13 protein-coding genes are annotated in these 17,133 nt (G+C 70.4%); 5 read left to right on the forward strand and 8 right to left on the reverse strand.

Annotation, left to right across the window (positions count from 1 at the left end; genetic code table 11):
* Positions 1–127: 127 nt before the first annotated feature.
* Positions 128–1,303, forward strand: coding sequence for a hypothetical protein (locus tag ASG40_RS11775; RefSeq protein ID WP_055885628.1), 1,176 nt, complete (start codon positions 128–130; stop codon positions 1,301–1,303).
* Between the two features lie 41 nt (positions 1,304–1,344).
* On the opposite strand, the gene ASG40_RS11780 is transcribed toward ASG40_RS11775, so the two are convergent.
* From ASG40_RS11780 to ASG40_RS11805, 6 genes are all read right to left on the reverse strand, one after another.
* Positions 1,345–3,045: a methyl-accepting chemotaxis protein gene (locus ASG40_RS11780; RefSeq protein ID WP_055885631.1), complete on the reverse strand. Its 1,701-nt coding sequence runs from the start codon at positions 3,043–3,045 to the stop codon at positions 1,345–1,347.
* A gap of 210 nt (positions 3,046–3,255) precedes the next feature.
* A complete protein-coding gene (locus ASG40_RS11785; RefSeq protein ID WP_055886382.1) occupies positions 3,256–4,314 on the reverse strand; it encodes an MBL fold metallo-hydrolase in 1,059 nt (352 codons plus the stop codon).
* A 56-nt stretch (positions 4,315–4,370) separates the two neighbouring features.
* Positions 4,371–4,568: a hypothetical protein gene (locus ASG40_RS11790; protein ID WP_055885633.1), complete on the reverse strand. Its 198-nt coding sequence runs from the start codon at positions 4,566–4,568 to the stop codon at positions 4,371–4,373.
* An 81-nt stretch (positions 4,569–4,649) separates the two neighbouring features.
* A complete protein-coding gene (locus ASG40_RS11795) occupies positions 4,650–5,756 on the reverse strand; it encodes an aromatic ring-hydroxylating oxygenase subunit alpha (RefSeq protein WP_055885635.1) in 1,107 nt (368 codons plus the stop codon).
* A 398-nt stretch (positions 5,757–6,154) separates the two neighbouring features.
* A complete protein-coding gene (locus ASG40_RS11800; RefSeq protein ID WP_055885638.1) occupies positions 6,155–6,613 on the reverse strand; it encodes a hypothetical protein in 459 nt (152 codons plus the stop codon).
* A 94-nt stretch (positions 6,614–6,707) separates the two neighbouring features.
* Positions 6,708–7,343 carry a L,D-transpeptidase gene (locus ASG40_RS11805; protein ID WP_055885641.1) on the reverse strand — a complete coding sequence of 212 codons (636 nt, stop codon included), beginning with the start codon at positions 7,341–7,343 and terminating at the stop codon, positions 6,708–6,710.
* Between the two features lie 176 nt (positions 7,344–7,519).
* On the opposite strand from ASG40_RS11805, the gene ASG40_RS11810 reads away from it, so the two are divergent.
* A complete protein-coding gene (locus ASG40_RS11810; RefSeq protein ID WP_055885644.1) occupies positions 7,520–8,449 on the forward strand; it encodes a histone deacetylase family protein in 930 nt (309 codons plus the stop codon).
* A 99-nt stretch (positions 8,450–8,548) separates the two neighbouring features.
* Here the strand turns inward: ASG40_RS11810 and tyrS are convergent, their stop codons facing one another.
* On the reverse strand, positions 8,549–9,802 hold the full coding sequence (gene tyrS / locus ASG40_RS11815) for a tyrosine--tRNA ligase (protein WP_055885648.1): 1,254 nt from the start codon (positions 9,800–9,802) through the stop codon (positions 8,549–8,551).
* Between the two features lie 130 nt (positions 9,803–9,932).
* On the opposite strand from tyrS, the gene ASG40_RS11820 reads away from it, so the two are divergent.
* The 3 genes from ASG40_RS11820 (at position 9,933) to ribB (ending at position 13,460) form a co-directional block, all read left to right on the forward strand.
* Positions 9,933–11,066 carry an anhydro-N-acetylmuramic acid kinase gene (locus ASG40_RS11820; RefSeq protein WP_200938207.1) on the forward strand — a complete coding sequence of 378 codons (1,134 nt, stop codon included), beginning with the start codon at positions 9,933–9,935 and terminating at the stop codon, positions 11,064–11,066.
* A gap of 53 nt (positions 11,067–11,119) precedes the next feature.
* Positions 11,120–12,223 (forward strand): chorismate synthase, encoded by a 1,104-nt coding sequence (aroC, locus tag ASG40_RS11825; RefSeq protein ID WP_055885651.1) that lies wholly within the window; start codon positions 11,120–11,122, stop codon positions 12,221–12,223.
* Between the two features lie 160 nt (positions 12,224–12,383).
* Entirely contained in the window at positions 12,384–13,460 is a 1,077-nt protein-coding gene (ribB, locus tag ASG40_RS11830) for a 3,4-dihydroxy-2-butanone-4-phosphate synthase (RefSeq protein WP_055885654.1), read from the forward strand.
* Positions 13,461–13,480: 20 nt separating this feature from the next.
* On the opposite strand, the gene ASG40_RS11835 is transcribed toward ribB, so the two are convergent.
* Positions 13,481–16,993, reverse strand: coding sequence for a YhdP family protein (locus ASG40_RS11835; protein ID WP_055885655.1), 3,513 nt, complete (start codon positions 16,991–16,993; stop codon positions 13,481–13,483).
* Between the last annotated feature and the right edge of the window lie 140 nt (positions 16,994–17,133).

The following is a 17,133-nucleotide window of genomic DNA, read 5'->3' on the forward strand; positions in this document are numbered from 1 at the left end:
CTATCACCCCGGGGACACAGTGCGGATCAAAGCGGCACAGGTCGGGCTGCCCGAAACCCATGGTTCAGGCAGCCCGGGACTCGAAGGACAAACCGCCGCGCCGGACGCTTAGGGGATGATCAGAGACATGGACCGCGATTCCCACATCACGGCGGACGATTCCGTGCGCGACGACGCGCGCATCGGCGCCTACGCGTCCACCGATCGGACCGGAACGCCGGTGCCGCACAGCCCGGTGATGGCCTGGAACGAGTGGGACCCGCTGGAGGAGGTCATCGTCGGCAGCCTCGACGGCGCGACGATCCCCTCCCACCACCTGACGGTGATCTTCAACCTGCCGCGGGCGGCGCAGCCGTTCTATCGGTTCGCGGCCGGCTTCCGCTACCCGAAGTTCATGAAGAAGCTCGCCCAGCAGGAGCTCGACAACTTCATCTCGATCCTGGCGGGCGAAGGCGTGAAGGTTCGCCGGCCCGATTCGATCGACTTCTCGAAGAAGTACAACGCTCCGCGCTGGTCCTCCCGCGGCTTCTGCGTCGCCTGTCCGCGCGACCCCTACCTGGTCATCGGCGACGAGATCATCGAGTCGCCGATGTGCTGGCGCTCGCGCTACTTCGAGGGTGACGCCTACCGGTCGCTGTTCAAGGAATACTTCCGCGCCGGTGCCCGCTGGACCTCGGCGCCGCGGCCCGAACTGTCCGACAAGCTCTACAACTACGATTACCGCGTGCCGAACCTGGCGGCCGGCGAGCCGATGCAGTTCACGGTCAACGAGTTCGAGCCGGTCTTCGACGCCGCCGATTTCGTGCGCTGCGGGCGCGACCTCTTCGTGACCCGCTCCAACGTCACCAACCTGATGGGCATCGAGTGGCTGCGCCGCCACCTCGGGCCGGGGTTCCGCATCCACGAGATCGAGAGCCGCTGCCCGCAGCCGATGCACATCGATTCGTCGTTCATGCCGCTGGCGCCGGGCAAGGTGCTGGTGAACCCCGACTACATCGACGTCGAGAAGCTGCCGGCGGTCCTGAAGAAGTGGGACGTGCTGATCGCTCCGCGGCCCGACCCGGTCGAGGGCTTCATGAGCAAGATCTCGATGTGCTCGCCTTGGACCTCGATCAACGTGCTGGCCATCGACGAGAAGAAGATCGTCGTCGACGCCAGCCAGCCGACGCTGATCAAGGCCCTCAAGGACTGGGGCTTCGATCCGATCCCGGCGCCGTTCCTGTCGTACGGGCCGTTCGGCGGCTCGTTCCACTGCGCCACCCTCGACGTGCGCCGTCGCGGGCCGCTGCGGTCCTACTTCTAGGAACCCGAGGCGCGGAACGCCGTCCCGCTTGCGGGGCGGCGTCAGGCGGCGACGGCGCGCAGGAAGCGGTCGATCTCCGCTTCCAGCCCCGCGGCCACCGTCTCCACCGAGGTCGCCGTCTCCTGCACGCTCATGGCCATGGCGGCTGTGCGCTGGGAGACGCCGGTGACGGTGTCGAGGTCGCGGGCGATAGCGACCGCGGTGCCGGCTGTCTCGCCGGCGTTGCGCGAGATCTCGCCGGTGGCCGCACCCTGGGCCGTGACCGCATCGGCGAGGTCGGCGGTGGTGGCGCTGATCGTCGCCATGCGGCCGGTCACCCGCCCGATGGCGTCGACGGCGGTGCCCGTCGACATCTGCACCGAGGCGATCTGGCTGGCGATCTCGTCGGTGGCCTTGGCGGTCTGGCTGGCGAGCTGCTTCACCTCGGAGGCCACCACCGCGAAGCCGCGTCCGGCGTCTCCGGCGCGCGCCGCCTCGATGGTGGCGTTGAGGGCGAGCAGGTTGGTCTGCTCGGCGATGGCGCGGATCAGGCCGACGACGTCGCCGATCCGCTGCGTGGTGGCGGACAGATCGCCGATCTGGCGGTTGGTGGCGGCGGCCTCCTCGAAAGCCCCCTCGACCTCGCGCTTGGCGTGCGCGATGCGCGCGCCGATCTCGCCGATGGAGGCCGACAGCTGCTCGGAGGCGCTCGCCACGGTCTGGACGTGCGCGGACGTTTCCCGGGAGCCGGCGGCGGCGCCCTCGGCGGCGCGGCAGGCTTCGTTGGACAGCGAGGCCATGTCCGTGGCGCGCCCGCGCATCGCGCTCATGCGGTCGCCGAAGCTTCGGACCGCATCGGAGGCGGTCCTGCGGAACCGCTCGATCTCGCCGTCGAGGCGCGCGCGACGACTCCGGTCGTCGCTGGAGGCGGCACGCTGGTCGGCCTCCAGCATGCGGGCCTGCCGGCTCGTGTCGAGGAGGCCGTCGAGGGCACGGGCGATCGACCCGACCTCGTCGCGGCGCGTCTCGAAGCCGATCGGGCTGTCGATGTCGCCGTGTGCGAGCGTCCCGGTGCGACGGGCGATGGCGGACAGCGGGCGCAGCAGCCGCATGGCGACGAAGCCGACCAGGAGACAGCCGACCAGCGTGATGCCGAACGCCGCCAGGGCCATGGTGGTCATGGTCGAGCGATAGAGCGCGGTGTAGGGGTCGAGGGGCAGACCCACGAACAGGACGCCGTTGACCTGGCCGCCGCCGTCGAAGGTCGGCTGGTAGACGGTGAAGAACTCGCGCCCGAACAGGGTGGCACGGCCGCGATAATCGGTGCCGGCCCTCAGTTTGACCTGGGCGGGATGGTCGGAGGCCAGCGCCGTCCCGACCGCGCGCTCTCCGTTCTCCTTCTTGACCGTGGTGATGCGGCGCACGAAGGCGTCGCGCTCCTTGTCGTAGGTGAACACCGTGGCCGTCCCGCCGGCGTAGGCGACCGCCATGTCGACGATGGCCATGTCGGACAGGGCGGCGAGGCTCGGAGCCGAGACCGAGGCGATCCTGTCCCCGTCGAGCTTGAGCCGGCTGCCGTCGACCCGCGAATCGAACACCAGCGCCAGGGTGCGCAGGTGGCGCTCGCCTTCCTGGCGCTGGCGCAGGTCGAGCTGGTCGGCCACCTCCCCGGCCGTCGCCAGCCACAGCAATCCCGACAGGGCCGTCATCGCGACCGCCGCGAGGAGGATGATCTTGGCGGTAAGGCTTCGGGAGAACGGCATCGGACGGTCCGCGCGGAGGACGGCCCTCCCTGCGGGATAACCTGCAGACGAAGTCCTAATTAACCATTCACGCGGTTGGCGATCCGAGACGAGGACTGTCGCCTCGACAGTCCTCGTGGCGGCGATCCGGCCGTCGACGGGCCGAATACGCTACGTCGACCAGACCTGCATCACGCCCGCCAGACCTGCGTCACGCCTGCCAGACCTGCGTCACGCCCGCCAGACCTGGCCCGGCCGCATCGCTACGAACGGGACGGTTCCGCCGCGCTCCGAGGACGCGACGGCCAGGGCCTCCGCCGGCCGCTCGATCCCTTCGTCCGTGAGACGGAACGTGCCCCAGTGGTGCCCGAGGGCCTCATGCGCGCCGAGCAAGACGGCGGCGTCGACCGCATCGGCCGGGTTCATGTGTTGGCTCTCCATGAACCAGCGTGGCTCGTAGGCGCCGATCGGGAGGGTCGCGAGGCGCGGTGCTCCGAAGCGCGCCCGCGCATCCCGGAAGATCGCGCCGTCGCCGAAACCGGTGTCGCCGGAGTGATAGATCACGCCGTCCGGACCGGTCAGGACGTAGGAGCACCACAGCGCCATGCGCCGGTCGTTGACGCCCCGGGCCGACCAGTGGTTGGCGGGGGTCAGATGCGCGGTGACGCCGCCGCCCAGGTCGACCGCCTCGTGCCAGTCCCGCACGATCACCGCCATCGTGTCGTCGTAGCTCTTCAGGATGACGTCGTTGCCCAGCGGCGCCACGACTACGGGCTGGTGCTCCTGCCACAGGCGGGCGACGGTGGGGCCGTCGAGGTGGTCGTAGTGGTTGTGGGTGATCAGAACCACGTCGATCGGCGGCAGATCGGCGAAGGCGATCCCGGGCGGGTTGACGCGCTTGGGACCGGCGTAGCGCAGCGGGCTCGCGCGCTTGGCATAGACCGGGTCCACCAGGATGTTGCGGCCCGCCACCTGGAACAGGTAGCTCGCGTGCCCGATCAGGGTCACCCGCAGGGCCTTCGAACGCTCGGGCGGCTTGTCGGGCGCGTAGGGGCTGGGGAACTGGCGCGGCCACGCCTCTCCGGCACGGGAGAGCTGCCAGCGCAACAGGTCGCCCAACTCCTTGTCGGCGGGCTGCTGCGGGGAGTGGAAGCGCAGGCCGTCGAAGTGGTCGCTCTGCGGCCCCCTGTAATAGGGGTTGCGCCCGCGGCGGTGCGCGGCATAGCCGACACCCCCGAGGGTCATCATCGTGGCCGCACTCATGGTCGCGATCAGGCTTCGCCGTTTCATCAGAAACGAGATGGCCACGGCCGGTCCGTCGTCAAGGCGCGGTCGCGTGCGGCCGCTCAGGTCGGCGCCGAGGTCGCTGCGGCGAGTTCGGCGGCCAGGGCGCGGATCTTGTCGTGCGCCGCCTGCTCGACCTCGGCCTTGGACCGGTTCTCGGTGGGAACCGTCACGACGCCGGTGATGCGGCCGTGGTTGGCCAGCAGGGTGAAGTTGAACCGCCCGAGGCGGGAGCGCCGGACGACATAGTGCTGCGGCAAGCGACTGGCCCCTCGGCTCGAACCCGGACATCCCGCCTACGCAACGGCGGGGCGAAAGGTTTCAGCCGCATGCCGGCCCCTTCACGAGCGCCAGCGCAGTTCCTGCCGGGCCAACGGGTTGCGGAAGGCCCTTCCCTCCGCCTGCGCGGTCAGGGCCTCGCGCTTCAGCCGGAAGTACCATTGCGAGGGCAGGTCGCCCTGCCCGAACAGGACCATGGTCGGCTTGCGGTCGAGTCCGGCCTGGGCATGCTGGAGCACCTGCTGGTCCTGGGTCAGGAACTGGCGCATCAGCACGCCGGCGACGGGCTTCAGGAGACTGAGGGCCGGCATGTTCCAGTACAGCGCGTTCGTCAGCATCGTGCGGTTGCGGCCGAGCGGCGTGGCGAAGGTGTAGTTGGCCACGCGCTTCGCTCCGGCCTCGATCCGCTCCAGCCTCACGCCCGGCAGGCGGAACTCGATCTCGACCTGGGGCGCCCCGCCCAGGAGCTTGTAGACGGGCGAACTCGTGGTGGTGCCGTGGCTCGTCATGGTGAAACCGTGCGGCGTCGGCGTGAAGGTCTTCACCTTCTCCCGCAGGGTCTTCGAGGGCCTGAACCACCAGGAGTCGTGAACGAAGGCGACATGGCCCGGATCGACCAGGCTGAGCGTGGTGAGGTCGAAGGAGGCCTCGACCACGAGCTCGACCACGGCCATGCCCGCGGCCTCGAAACCGAGTTCCGGCGGGGCGGGAACGTCGCCGCCGGCCGGACCGAGATAGGGATCGACCCAGAGGAACCCGGCGCTCTCGCGGACGGGAAAACGCTGGACCGCGATCTTCGAGAAGTCCGCCTGGTCGGAGGAGGACAGGGTCGGCACGTCGCGGCAGCGGCCGTCGAGGCCAAAGCGCCACCCGTGGAACGGGCAGGTCAGCCCCTCGCCGTCGAAGCGACCCTTCGACAGGGCCATGCCGCGGTGGGGGCAGCGGTCGCGCAGGGCGAAGGGCTGCCCAACGGCGTCGCGCCCGAGGACGAGTTGCTCCCCGTCGAGGTCGACCGCCTTCAGACGGGTGCCCGAGACGGCGTCCGAGCGACCGACGCAGTACCACGCGTCGCTCAAGGGCCGGCGCATGGCATCGGGATCGAGGGCGGTATCCGGTTCGGGGGCGATCCCGCCGTCGCCGGGGTCCGGCCGTGTGGTGTTCGACAGCATGGCGCCTTGGGCTGGTCCGTCGGTCGACGATGACGATGCCGACGTCTTACGCCGCCGCGGCCGGGGGAGCCACCCGCATCGCCGCCGGGCCAGCGGCGAGAGCGCGCAGGCCCGCCGCAGGGCTTTTCAACGCCGCATTCGCCGCCTACCTTCCTGTCATCGCAACGAACGAAAGGAGGTGATCCAGTGTCTCATTGTCATCAGCCGCTCTCCCCGGCTCACCGGACCTGGACCGTCGCCTCCGGCCTGATCGACTGATCTCGCCAGAGCAACTCAGCCACGTTCGGCCGGACACGAGTGGTTCGGCAATGGAAGGGCCGCCCGAGCGATCGGGCGGCCCTTCGTCGTATCGGTGGTGATGCCCGGTGGCCGCGTCCTACCCCGCGGCCGGCACCGCTTCAGCGCTTCTGGAACAGCGGCTGGGCCAGGGCCTCGGCCCGCGCCATCCACAGGTCGCGCTCGGCGCGGATCTCGTTGAGCTCGTCCATCTCGCTGTCGATGTGCGCGCGCAGGTCGCGCAGCTCCTGGGCGAGTATGGACTGAAGGTCCTTGTAGCGGTCTTCCTCGATGCGCAGCTTGGCCTTGAGCATCATGTTCTCGGCCATGAGGTCGGCGACGTCGCCCTCGACGTCGGGAGAGGCGGTCGGCCGGGCCTCGGATGCCGGCTGCGCGGGGGCCGGGGGCGTGACGACCCGGGGCGACCACGACGAGGCCGCCTGCTGCGGGGCCGGTTCGGCCGCCGCTTCGGCGGGAAGAGCCGTGGCCGCCTTCATGGCCGTCAGCCAGTCCCGCAGGGGGCCGGGCGCCTGCCGGGCGGGGGCTTCTTGGCTGGGGTACTGACGGGCGGCTTCCGACATCGCTGTGTCCTCGCGTTCTGTCAGCACCTGACCAAAACATGCTTAACGAACGGTAAAGACTGGCCCTCGGAAGCCGAATAGGACCGCCCCGTCTTCAGCGCACCACCACCTTGGTGCCGATCGGGATGCGATCGTAGAGATCGACCACGTCCTCGTTGAGCATGCGGATGCAGCCGGAGGACACGGCCTGCCCGATCTTCTCGGGCTCGTTGGTGCCGTGGATGCGGAACAGCGTGTCCTTCTTGCCTTCCGCGAGATAGAGCGCGCGGGCGCCGATCGGGCTCGTCGGGCCGCCCTCCAGGCGCTTGGGCAGTTCGGGGCGGCGCGCCAGCATCTCCGGCGGCGGGTTCCAGTCCGGCCACTCGCTCTTGCGGTCGATGTTGGCGGTGCCCGCCCAGGCCATGCCGGCGTTGCCGACGGCCACCGGATAGCGCACCGCCTTGCCGTCCGGCAGCACGTAGTAGAGCCTGCGCTCCTTGGTGACGACCACGATCGTCCCGGGGGCTTCCTTCGTCGGGTTGTCGACGATCGTGCGGGCGATCTTCGGGTCGACGCCGCCCTGCGGGGCGAGCTTCATCCATTCCTTGTCGCGGGCTTCGGGCGACAACGGGACCGCGGGGGTCGCGGCGGCGACCTGGACCACCGGCGGTGTCTGCGCGGTCCGGTTGTTGCAGCCCGCGAGGGTGGCGGACGCGAGGACGGCCATCATGACCGGAACGGGAAAGCGCATGGACGTGCCTGTCTAAAAGCCCGCCTTCAGGTTCGAGGACCGTGTTCGTCGGGATGAAAACAATCTTAACCTCTCGCGTCGTCTCGGCGTAGGGTCGAGCGGCCGAACCGTTGCGCAATTGCTTCGGTTGTTGCGGCAGGGTGACAGAGCGGTCGATGAGCCGCCGGGGGGACGCCGTGACGACGTTGTACGTGAGCCATTCCGCGGCCCTCGACCATGCGATGCCCGCCGGCCACCCGGAATCCGCCGACCGCATCCGCGCCATCGAGCGTGTCCTCGAGAACGAGCGCTTCGCCAGCCTGCTGCGCGCGCAGGCTCCCCTCGCCGACCCCGCCGTCGTCGCCCTCGCCCATCCCGAGGCCTACGTCCGCGCCATCGTCGAGCGGTCGCCGCGGGAGGGCTTCGTCCAGATCGACAACGACACCCTGATGTCGCCGGGCACCCTCGAGGCGGCCCTGCGGGCGGTGGGCGGCGCCGTGCACGCCGTCGATGCGGTGATGGCGCGGGGCTGCGCGAACGCCTTCGTGGCGATGCGTCCGCCCGGGCACCATGCCGAGCGCGCCCAGGCGATGGGCTTCTGCCTGTTCAACACGGCCGCGGTCGCCGTCCGTCATGCGCGAAAAACCTTCGGCGCCTCCCGCGTCGCTCTGATCGACTGGGACGTCCACCACGGCAACGGCTCGCAGGACATCTTCTGGGACGACCCGGCGGTGCTCTACGCCTCCACCCACGAGATGCCGCTCTACCCGGGAACCGGAAAAGCCTCCGAGCGCGGCGACCACGACACCATCGTCAACGTGCCGCTCGCGGCCGGCGACGACGGCCCGGTGTTCCGCGAGGCCTTCGAGGCTCGCATCCTCCCGCGCGTGGCCGCCTTCGCGCCGGATCTCGTCGTGATCTCGGCGGGCTTCGACGCCCATCGCCTCGACCCGCTGGCCCACCTGCGCCTCGACGAGAGCGATTTCGGCTGGGCGACGCGCCGCCTCATGGAGATCGCCGACCGCCACGCCGGCGGCCGGGTCGTCTCGATCCTCGAGGGCGGCTACGACCTCACCGGCCTTGGCCGCTCGGTCGCCGCCCACATGGACGCGCTGATGGGGCGGTAAGGGCTCCCACGGAAATCAGTGCGTCGTCTCGCGACGCGATTCGACCTGTCAAAGCTCGGTGGATCGACGCACTGATTTCCGTGGGGACCCTGAGCCGCCCTACCCCACCCGCAGCAGCACGTGCTTCTTGCGCCCGAACGAGAGCTTGATCACCCCGTCCGCCGTCACGTCGGCCAAGGTCAGGACCGCCTTCTCGTCGGTGACCTGGAGGTCGTTGACGCGCAGGCCCCCGCCCTTGATCTGGCGCCGGGCCTCGCCGTTGGAGGGCACCAGCCCGGCCTGCTCGGGACCGAAGGCGGTGAGGACGCCGAGCCCCGTCTCCAGGGCGGCGCGGGGCACCGCGACGCTCGGCAGGTCCTGCGCCACGCTGCCCTCGACGAAGGTCTTGCGCGCGGTCTCGGAGGCGGCGTCCGCCGCCTCGCGGCCGTGCATCAGCGCGGTGGCCTCGCTGGCCAGCACCTTCTTCGCCTCGTTGATCTCGGCGCCCGAGAGCGCGGCGAGCCGGGCGATCTCCGCCATCGGCAGAAGAGTGAACAGGCGCAGGAACTTGCCGACGTCGGCGTCCTCGGTGTTGCGCCAGAACTGCCAGTAATCGTACGGGCTCAGCATCTCGGCGTTGAGCCAGACGGCGCCGGCGGCGGTCTTGCCCATCTTGGCGCCCGAGGACGTGGTCAAGAGCGGCGTGGTCAGGGCGAACAGCTGCTTGGTGCCCATCCGCCGGCCGAGATCGAGGCCGTTGACGATGTTGCCCCACTGGTCGGAGCCGCCCATCTGCAGGGTCACGTCGTAGCGACGGTTGAGCTCGACGTAGTCGTAGGCCTGCAGCAGCATGTAGTTGAATTCGAGGAACGAGAGCTCCTGTTCGCGCTCCAGGCGCAGGCGCACGCTGTCGAACGACATCATCCGGTTGATCGAGAAGTGCCGGCCGACGTCGCGCAGGAAGTCGAGGTAGTTGATGCCGCTCAGCCATTCGGCGTTGTCGACCATCAGGGCCGCGTCGTCGCCGAAGGTGAGGAACTTCGAAAACACCTGGGCGATGCCGGCCTTGTTGGCCTCGATGTCCTCGGCCGAGAGCACCTTGCGGCCCTCGTCGCGCCCGGTGGGATCGCCGATGCGGGTGGTGCCGCCGCCCATGAGCACGATCGGCCTGTGGCCTGTCGCCTGGAGCCAGTGCAGCATCATGATCTGCACGAGCGAGCCGACGTGGAGCGAGGCGGCGGTGCAATCGAAGCCGATGTAGGCGGTGATCCGTCCGGCCTTCAGGGCGCCGTCGAGCCCGTCGAGGTCGGAGCACTGGTGGATGAAGCCGCGCTCCTGGAGGATGCGCAGGAAGTCGGAGGTCAGGGCGGACATCGGATCAAGCCGTCTCGTCTGGGGCGGGCCCGGAGCGGTGGCGCGACACGCCCACGCCCGCGTGCTAGCCCGCTGGTCACGCAATGGTGGAGCGGGCTCTTAGCAGCCCGGACTGGGAAAGGCACGGCGGATGGCGATGGTGCGGGCGATCGGCCTGATGAGCGGGACCTCGCTGGACGGCGTCGACGTGGCGCTGATCGAGACCGACGGCGAGGACGTGCATGTCGTCCACAGCCACAACGGCTATCTCGAACCCCTCGGTCCCACCGGCTACCGCGCCTATACGGACGAGGATCGCGAACTCCTGCGTCGGGCGCTCGTCGACTCGGAGGGCGTGACCGACCGCGACGAGCGTCCGGGCTGCCTGGCGCAAGCCGAGGCTTTCGTCACCGCCGCCCATGCCGAGGCGGTGGAGGCGTTCCTCGCCGACAACGGCCTGACGCCCGCCGACATCGACGTGATCGGCTTCCACGGCCAGACCGTGGTCCACCGGCCCGACCAGCGCATGAGCGTGCAGATCGGCGACGGTGCCGCGCTCAGCCGGCGCTTGCGCATCCCGGTCGTCTCCGACCTGCGCCACGCCGATGTGCTGGCCGGCGGCCAGGGGGCGCCCCTGGTGCCGGTGTTCCACAAGGCGCTGGCCAAGGCCTCCGGCTTCAGCGGGGCGCTCGGCATCCTCAACATCGGCGGCGTCGCCAATGCGACTCTGATCGCCTCGAACGGCGACGTGGTCGCCTTCGACACCGGGCCGGGCAACGCGCTGATCGACGACTGGATGCGCGAGCGCACCGGCCGGCCGCTGGACGACGGCGGCCGCACCGCCGCCCGCGGACGCCCCGACGAGCCGCTGCTGGCCTGGCTCCTGATCCATCCGTTCTTCGCGCGAAAGCCACCGAAGTCGCTCGACCGCAACTGGTTCTCGCACAAGCTCGCCGGGCAGCTCTCCACCGAGGACGGTGCGGCCACGCTCACCGCCTTCACCGCCCGCGCCGTGGCGAGGGCGCTGGACCACGCCCCCGAGATCCCCACCCGCTGGATCGTCGCCGGCGGCGGCGCCCGCAACGGCGAGCTGGTGCGGCTCCTGAACTACCACCTGCGCGCCGAGATCACGACGGCGGACGCCATCGGCTGGTCCTCGGCCTACCTCGAGGCCCAGGCCTTCGCGCACCTAGCCGTGCGCTCGATGCAGGGGCTGCCGATCACCTTCCCGAGCACGACCGGCGTGCGCGAGGCGATGACCGGGGGCGTGCTGTCGCGCCCCTGAGTCGCGTGCCCGTGCTGGCCCTGCGGGGAAACCCGCGCTAGAGCGGGAGGGACATGTCGCACAATACCTTCGGCCATCTCTTTCGCGTCACCACCTTCGGCGAGAGCCACGGCGTGGCCCTCGGCTGCGTCGTCGACGGCTGCCCCCCCGGCATCCCCATCGACGCCGCCGACATCCAGGCCGAGCTCGACCGGCGCAAGCCCGGCCAGTCGCGCTTCACCACGCAGCGCCGCGAGGCCGACGAGGTCCGCATCCTGTCGGGCGTGTTCGCGGACGACCGCACCGGCGGCGTCCAGCTCACCACCGGCACCCCGATCGCCCTGGAGATCGCCAACACCGACCAGCGCTCGAAGGATTATTCCGAGATCCGCGACAGCTACCGGCCGGGACACGCCGATTACGCCTACGACGCCAAGTACGGGTTTCGCGACTACCGCGGCGGCGGCCGTTCCTCGGCGCGCGAGACCGCCGCGCGGGTGGCGGCCGGGGCCATCGCCCGCCGGGTGCTGCCGGGCGAGATCATCATCCAGGCCGCCCTGGTCCAGATGGGGCCGCACGCCATCGACCGCGCCAGGTGGGACTGGGACGAGGTCGCGCGCAACCCGTTCTTCTGCCCCGACGCCACGGCGGCCGCCTTCTACGAGGGCTATCTCGACGGCATCCGCAAGGACGGCTCGTCGGTGGGCGCGGTGATCGAGGTGGTGGCCGAGGGCGTCCCCCCCGGCCTCGGCGCGCCGATCTACGGCAAGCTCGACGCGGATCTCGCCGCCGCGATGATGTCGATCAACGCCGTCAAGGGCGTCGAGATCGGCGACGGCTTCGCGAGCGCCGCCCTGCGCGGCGAGGACAATGCCGACGAGATGCGCTCGGGCAACGGCGGCGGGCCGACCTTCCTCGCCAACCACGCCGGCGGCGTGCTCGGCGGCATCTCCACCGGCCAGCCGATCGTCTGCCGCTTCGCGGTGAAGCCGACCTCGTCGATCCTGACCCCGCGCATGAGCGTCACCCGCGACAACCGAGACGTCGACCTCGTGACCAAGGGCCGCCACGACCCCTGCGTCGGCATCCGCGCCGTGCCGGTGGCCGAGGCGATGATGGCATGTGTGCTGGCGGATCACTATCTGCGCCATCGGGGGCAGGTCGGGAAACCCGGCTGAGCCCATCTGCGAACCCTGCCGGGCGGCCCGGCGCGGGTGCGCGGGACGGATCGGCGGTCGGTGCTGTCTCGGTTTGGCAGGCATCGTCTCGGCCGTCCCCACATCCCTCTCCGTCCCGTGACGGGAGAGGCGTGCAACCGGATCGACGACGAGTAGCCCCGTGCCCCATACCAACGTCTTGCAGGCCATCGAGGCCTATGCCCGCGGCGAGATCGTGGTCGTCACCGACGACGACGATCGCGAGAACGAGGGCGACCTCGTGGTCGCGGCTTCCCTGTGCACGCCCGAGAAGATGGCGTTCATCGTCCGCAACACCTGCGGCATCGTCTGCGCACCGCTCACCCAGGCCGAGGCGCGGCGGCTCCACCTCTCGCCGATGGTCGCCTCCAACGACGCGCCTCTGGGCACCGCCTTCACGGTGACGGTGGACGTCAAGCACGGGCTCACCACCGGCATCTCGGCCGAGCAGCGCTGCAACACCGTGCGCGCGCTCGCCAACGGCAACATGGGCGCGGACGACTTCGTTCGTCCCGGCCACGTCTTCCCGCTCATCGCCAAGGAGGGTGGCGTCCTGATGCGCTCCGGCCATACCGAGGCGGCGGTCGACCTGTGCAAGCTCGCCGGCCTGCCCCCCGTGGGGGTGATCTGCGAACTCGCCAACGACGACGGCACGGTGATGAAGGGCCCTCAGATCGAGGCGTTCTCGGACCTGCACGGCCTCAAGCGCGTCTCGGTGGCCGACCTCATCGCCTATCGCCAGGCGCGCGAGACCCTAGTGGAGCGCGTCGGCAGCTTCCCGGTCAAGACCGAGTTCGGCGAGATGACCGGCTACGCCTACACCACCCCCTTCGAGACCGTGCAGCAGTTCGCCTTCGTCCACGGCCGGATAGGCGACGGCCACGACGTGTTGGTGCGCCTGCACCGGTCCAACGTGGTCGCCGACGTCATGGAGGGCGGCAAGCAGATCGAGGCCGTGATGCGCCGCTTCGCCAAGGAGGGACGCGGGGTCCTCGTCTACCTGCGCGACGGCAGCGCCGGCGTTCCGCTCTCGCGGGTGGTCGACGAAGGCGTCGAGGCCCAGCGGGTGCGCCAGTGGCGAGAGGTCGGGCTGGGCGCGCAGATCCTGCGCGATCTCGGCATCGCCTCGATCCGCAACCTGGCGACCTCGTCGCGCTCCTACGTCGGCCTGTCGGGATTCGGCATCGAGTTCCTGGGCGACGAGCGCCTCGACGGATAAGGATCCCCGGGCCGCGGCGGTCAGCGTTCGCCGTCGCTTCGGCCGCGCTGTCCGTTGTTGCCCGTCGTCTCGGGCCCCTCGCCGCCCGCGCTGAAGAGCTTGCGCAGGATGCCCGGCGCCAGGGCGGAGAGCGGATTGACGCTCACGTCCGGCGACGTTAGGCGCCCCGAGACGCGGAAGTTGAGGGCGAACAGCCCCTCGTTGTTGCCGCCGCCGAGGAGCTGCCCGAACAGCGGCAGCTGCGAGACCACGTTGTTGAGCCCGTACAGCGGCACGAAGGTGCCCTTCACGTCGGTGCGCTCGCGGCTGGTGTCGAGGAAGCCGCTCAGGGTGAAGCCCATCGCGGCATTCGAGATCGCCGCGTCGGTGAAGTCGACGCGGGATCCGGTGCGGGTGAAATTGGCCCGCAGCCGGTCGAAGCTGACCTCGCTGCCCTGGCCCTGGACGACCTGCTTGCGCCCGCGCGAATCGACGACCTCGCTGGTGGTCGGCCCCTGCGCGATGATGCTCGACAGGGCCGGCTCGTTGCGCAGGGTGAAGTTGGTGATGCGCACGACCCCGGCCTGCGGGCCATCGTTCAGGGCGCTGCTCATGGACAGGCTGCCGCCATACATCCGCCGGTAGATGTCGGCGAAGCGCAGGGTCGCGCCGGCATCGGCGGCCTCCACCGCCAGGGTCGGCACGCCGCGCTCGCCGCGGGAGATCTGGGCCTGGAAGGGCGTGCCGCGGAACTTGCCGGCGAACTGGGCGCTGCGGATGTCCTTGCCCTTCGTCGTCACGCGGAAGGTGGCGCCGGTGAGGACCTCGCCGTTGAAGCCGGTGACGATGGCGAGGGTGACGTCGGCATCGACGTCCTTGACGGCGCCGTCCTTGGACGGCTTCCCGTCGGGACCGCCGAGGCTCTTCAGGAACGGCCTGGCATCGGCGACCTGGCCCTTGACCACGAGCTTGTAGCCGGCCCCGGCCCGCTCGGCCTGCAGCCGCATGTCGTCGCCCGGCGACAGCTTGAGCGACGAGAGCTCGACCCGCTCGAGCCCCCCGTCGGCCGAGAGCACCACGTTGCCGCGGGCCGAGCCCGGCGCGGCGTCGAGAATCATGTCGCGCAGTTCCATGCCGCCGCCCTGGCCGCCATCGACCATCGTGAAGGTCAGGCGTCCGGCCTTGCCGGCCGGTTTGACGAGGCCGGTGACGTCGATCCCCGCCTTCGTCAAATCGGCCTCGACCCGGATATGGCTCTTGGCCGGGCCGCTGCGGCCGATCGGTACCGTGATCCGGGTCGGGATCGAACCGCTGAGCTGGGGCGCCACCGGCATGCCCTTGCGCGCGCGCAGAGCTTCGTCGAGGGACAGGTTGACCAGAACCTCGCCCACGCCGCCGGCCTTGGGCTGGCGCAGGTCTACCGTGAGGGGCGCGCCGGCGACCTTTCCGTCCCCTTTCAACGTGAAGCCGTTGCGGTCGTAGGCGACCGTGAACCGGCCGGCGTCGAGGCGGTCCTTGCCGAAGGCCTTGTCGTAGCTGAGGTCGGTGAGCGTTCCGGTCATGGTCGCCGGCAGGTCGGCCAGATCGGGCATGTTCTTGAGGTCGAGGGGGAAATCGATCCTCAGGTCGGCGTGGCCCTTGACGTTGGCGGGCTCGATGTCCGCACCCGTGACGCTCTTGAACATCTTGGTCTGCAGGAGGGCCGCCAATCCGTCGGCCCCGCCGCCGAGCTTGAGCCCGATCTGCGCCACCACCTTGTCGGGGGTGATCTCCTTGATGACGAAGGAGCCGTCGGAGATGGCCAGGCTGCGGTTGTCCGCCATGCGGATCTCGGCGGTGACGCCCTTGATGGTCGTGCTCTGCCCGGTGATCGTTCCGGTGGCCCTGCCCTGGCTCAAGGGTGGCGCGTCCGGCGAGACGCCGAGGACCGCGTCGGCCACGGAGAAGCGGATGTTGACCGCATTGTCCGGCATCGGCTCGCCACGGGTGGCCGAGGCGAGCTCCGCTGCGCTCATGTCCACGACGATGTCGACGGCCTCGACCTTGCCGCCGCGCAGGTTGTCCACGAGGTAGTTGCGGGCGGGCGGGGCCACGTGCTCGGGCCACAGGCGCAGGGCCGTGCGTCCGTCCGTGCCGCCGGCGGTGATGTGCAGCGTCAGCCCGTCGTCGTCCGCGGCCGTGCCGATGCTGCCGGTGATCCGGCCGCGGCCGCCGCCGGCCTCCATGGTGAGGTCGTCGATGGTGATGCCGCCGGCCCGGCCGACGAGCCTGGCGTCGAGCTTCGCGACGGCGACCGGCTGGTCCTTTGGCGTGGCTCCGCGCAGGACCGCGTCGCGCCCCGACAAGGCCAGGGACCAATCCGTCTCCGCACCGGCGGGGCCGGCCGTCCAGGCGCCGGCGAGGCGCACGGCGTTGCCCGCGCCGCGATAGTCGATCTCCTCGATCTGCATCGATCGGGCGGCCTCGTCCCAGGTGGCGGCTGCGCGCAGGCTCTCGATGGTGACCGGGTTGAAGTCCTTCTCCTCGATCAGCAGGTTGCCGCCGCCGGTGTGCAGCCCCACCCGCATGCTCTCGATGCGGCCTCCGTCGAGGACGACGTCGGCCTTGGCCGAGAGCTTCAGGTCGGTGGTCACGGGCAGTTTCGACTGGCCCGACAGCAGCAGGAAATCGGTGACCGGCAGGTCGTCGAGGGTGATGACGCCACTGCGCCGCGCGCCGCGCGTCGTTTTGAGGGTGGCGTCGGTCTCGTCGGGGTCGCCACCGGTCGCTGCGAGGTCGCCGGCCGCTTCCTGCAGGTTGCCGCCGAGCCGCCATTCCCCGTGCGGGCCGTCGATCCGCAGTTCGAAGATGCGCGCGTTGCGGGCGACATCCCGGCTGAACAGGGCGTTGACCCGGTCGAACACCGCCCGCTCGCGGGCGTCGTCGTCGATGAGGGTGAGCTTGCCGTTGGTGATGCGGGCCCGGTCGAGGGCGCCGACCACCCCGGCGGAATCGAGAACGATCCCGAAGATCGAGGCGACGGAGGCCGAGAGCGGCGAGACGACGCCGCGCGCCGCGTCGACGCTCGGGAGCGTATGCGGCTGCGCCTCGCCAGGATGTCCCGGCGAGGCGGCCGCGAAGGCGATCGACCCGTCGCGATGGACGAGGGCCGTCATCTGCAGGTCGCGGAACTCGATCGAGCGCGGTTGCACCGAGAGCCGCAGCAGGCTCCAGGTATCGATGCTGACCACCGCGGCCGGCGCCCTCATCACGAGGGCGCCTTCCGGATTGATGACATCGAGCCCCTTCACCTCCAGGGCGAGGGATCGCTCGGCGTCGAGCTGCAGGGCGCTGTCGCGCAGGGCGACGCGCCAGCCCGGACCGATCCGCGACGCGATCGCCGCGGTGACCTGCTCCGACAGCCCCTCGATGCGCAGCGGTCCCGATGCCAGGCGCACGATGCCGCCGCCCACCGCGACGACGAGCAGAACCATCACGAGGGCGCACCATCGCAACGGGCGCAGGCGGTTGGGCCGACGCGTACGGCGCGGTCCGTGGGCGGTTTCCTGAACCATCAATCCTTGCGCCGCTGGATCGGCGTCCCGACCCGAGATATCCATCCGTCCGTCGTGTTCGGCCCACCGTGGCCGTGGCGTCCTGGCCGGGGCCTCCCCGCCCCGGTCGTCCGGTCCGTCGGCGCCGGTAACACCCCGTC

Source organism: Methylobacterium sp. Leaf399, assembly GCF_001424525.1.
GTDB lineage: Bacteria > Pseudomonadota > Alphaproteobacteria > Rhizobiales > Beijerinckiaceae > Methylobacterium.

Coding starts and splice junctions, on each gene's coding strand:
- ASG40_RS11805 (WP_055885641.1), bottom strand. CDS start 7,343: ATGCGCTTTCCCGTTCCGGTCATGATGGCCGTCCTCGCGTCCGCCACC.
- tyrS (WP_055885648.1), bottom strand. CDS start 9,802: ATGTCCGCCCTGACCTCCGACTTCCTGCGCATCCTCCAGGAGCGCGGC.
- ASG40_RS11800 (WP_055885638.1), bottom strand. CDS start 6,613: ATGTCGGAAGCCGCCCGTCAGTACCCCAGCCAAGAAGCCCCCGCCCGG.
- ASG40_RS11820 (WP_200938207.1), top strand. CDS start 9,933: ATGGCGATGGTGCGGGCGATCGGCCTGATGAGCGGGACCTCGCTGGAC.
- ASG40_RS11795 (WP_055885635.1), bottom strand. CDS start 5,756: ATGCTGTCGAACACCACACGGCCGGACCCCGGCGACGGCGGGATCGCC.
- ASG40_RS11780 (WP_055885631.1), bottom strand. CDS start 3,045: ATGCCGTTCTCCCGAAGCCTTACCGCCAAGATCATCCTCCTCGCGGCG.
- ASG40_RS11785 (WP_055886382.1), bottom strand. CDS start 4,314: ATGAAACGGCGAAGCCTGATCGCGACCATGAGTGCGGCCACGATGATG.
- aroC (WP_055885651.1), top strand. CDS start 11,120: ATGTCGCACAATACCTTCGGCCATCTCTTTCGCGTCACCACCTTCGGC.
- ASG40_RS11775 (WP_055885628.1), top strand. CDS start 128: ATGGACCGCGATTCCCACATCACGGCGGACGATTCCGTGCGCGACGAC.
- ASG40_RS11835 (WP_055885655.1), bottom strand. CDS start 16,993: ATGGTTCAGGAAACCGCCCACGGACCGCGCCGTACGCGTCGGCCCAAC.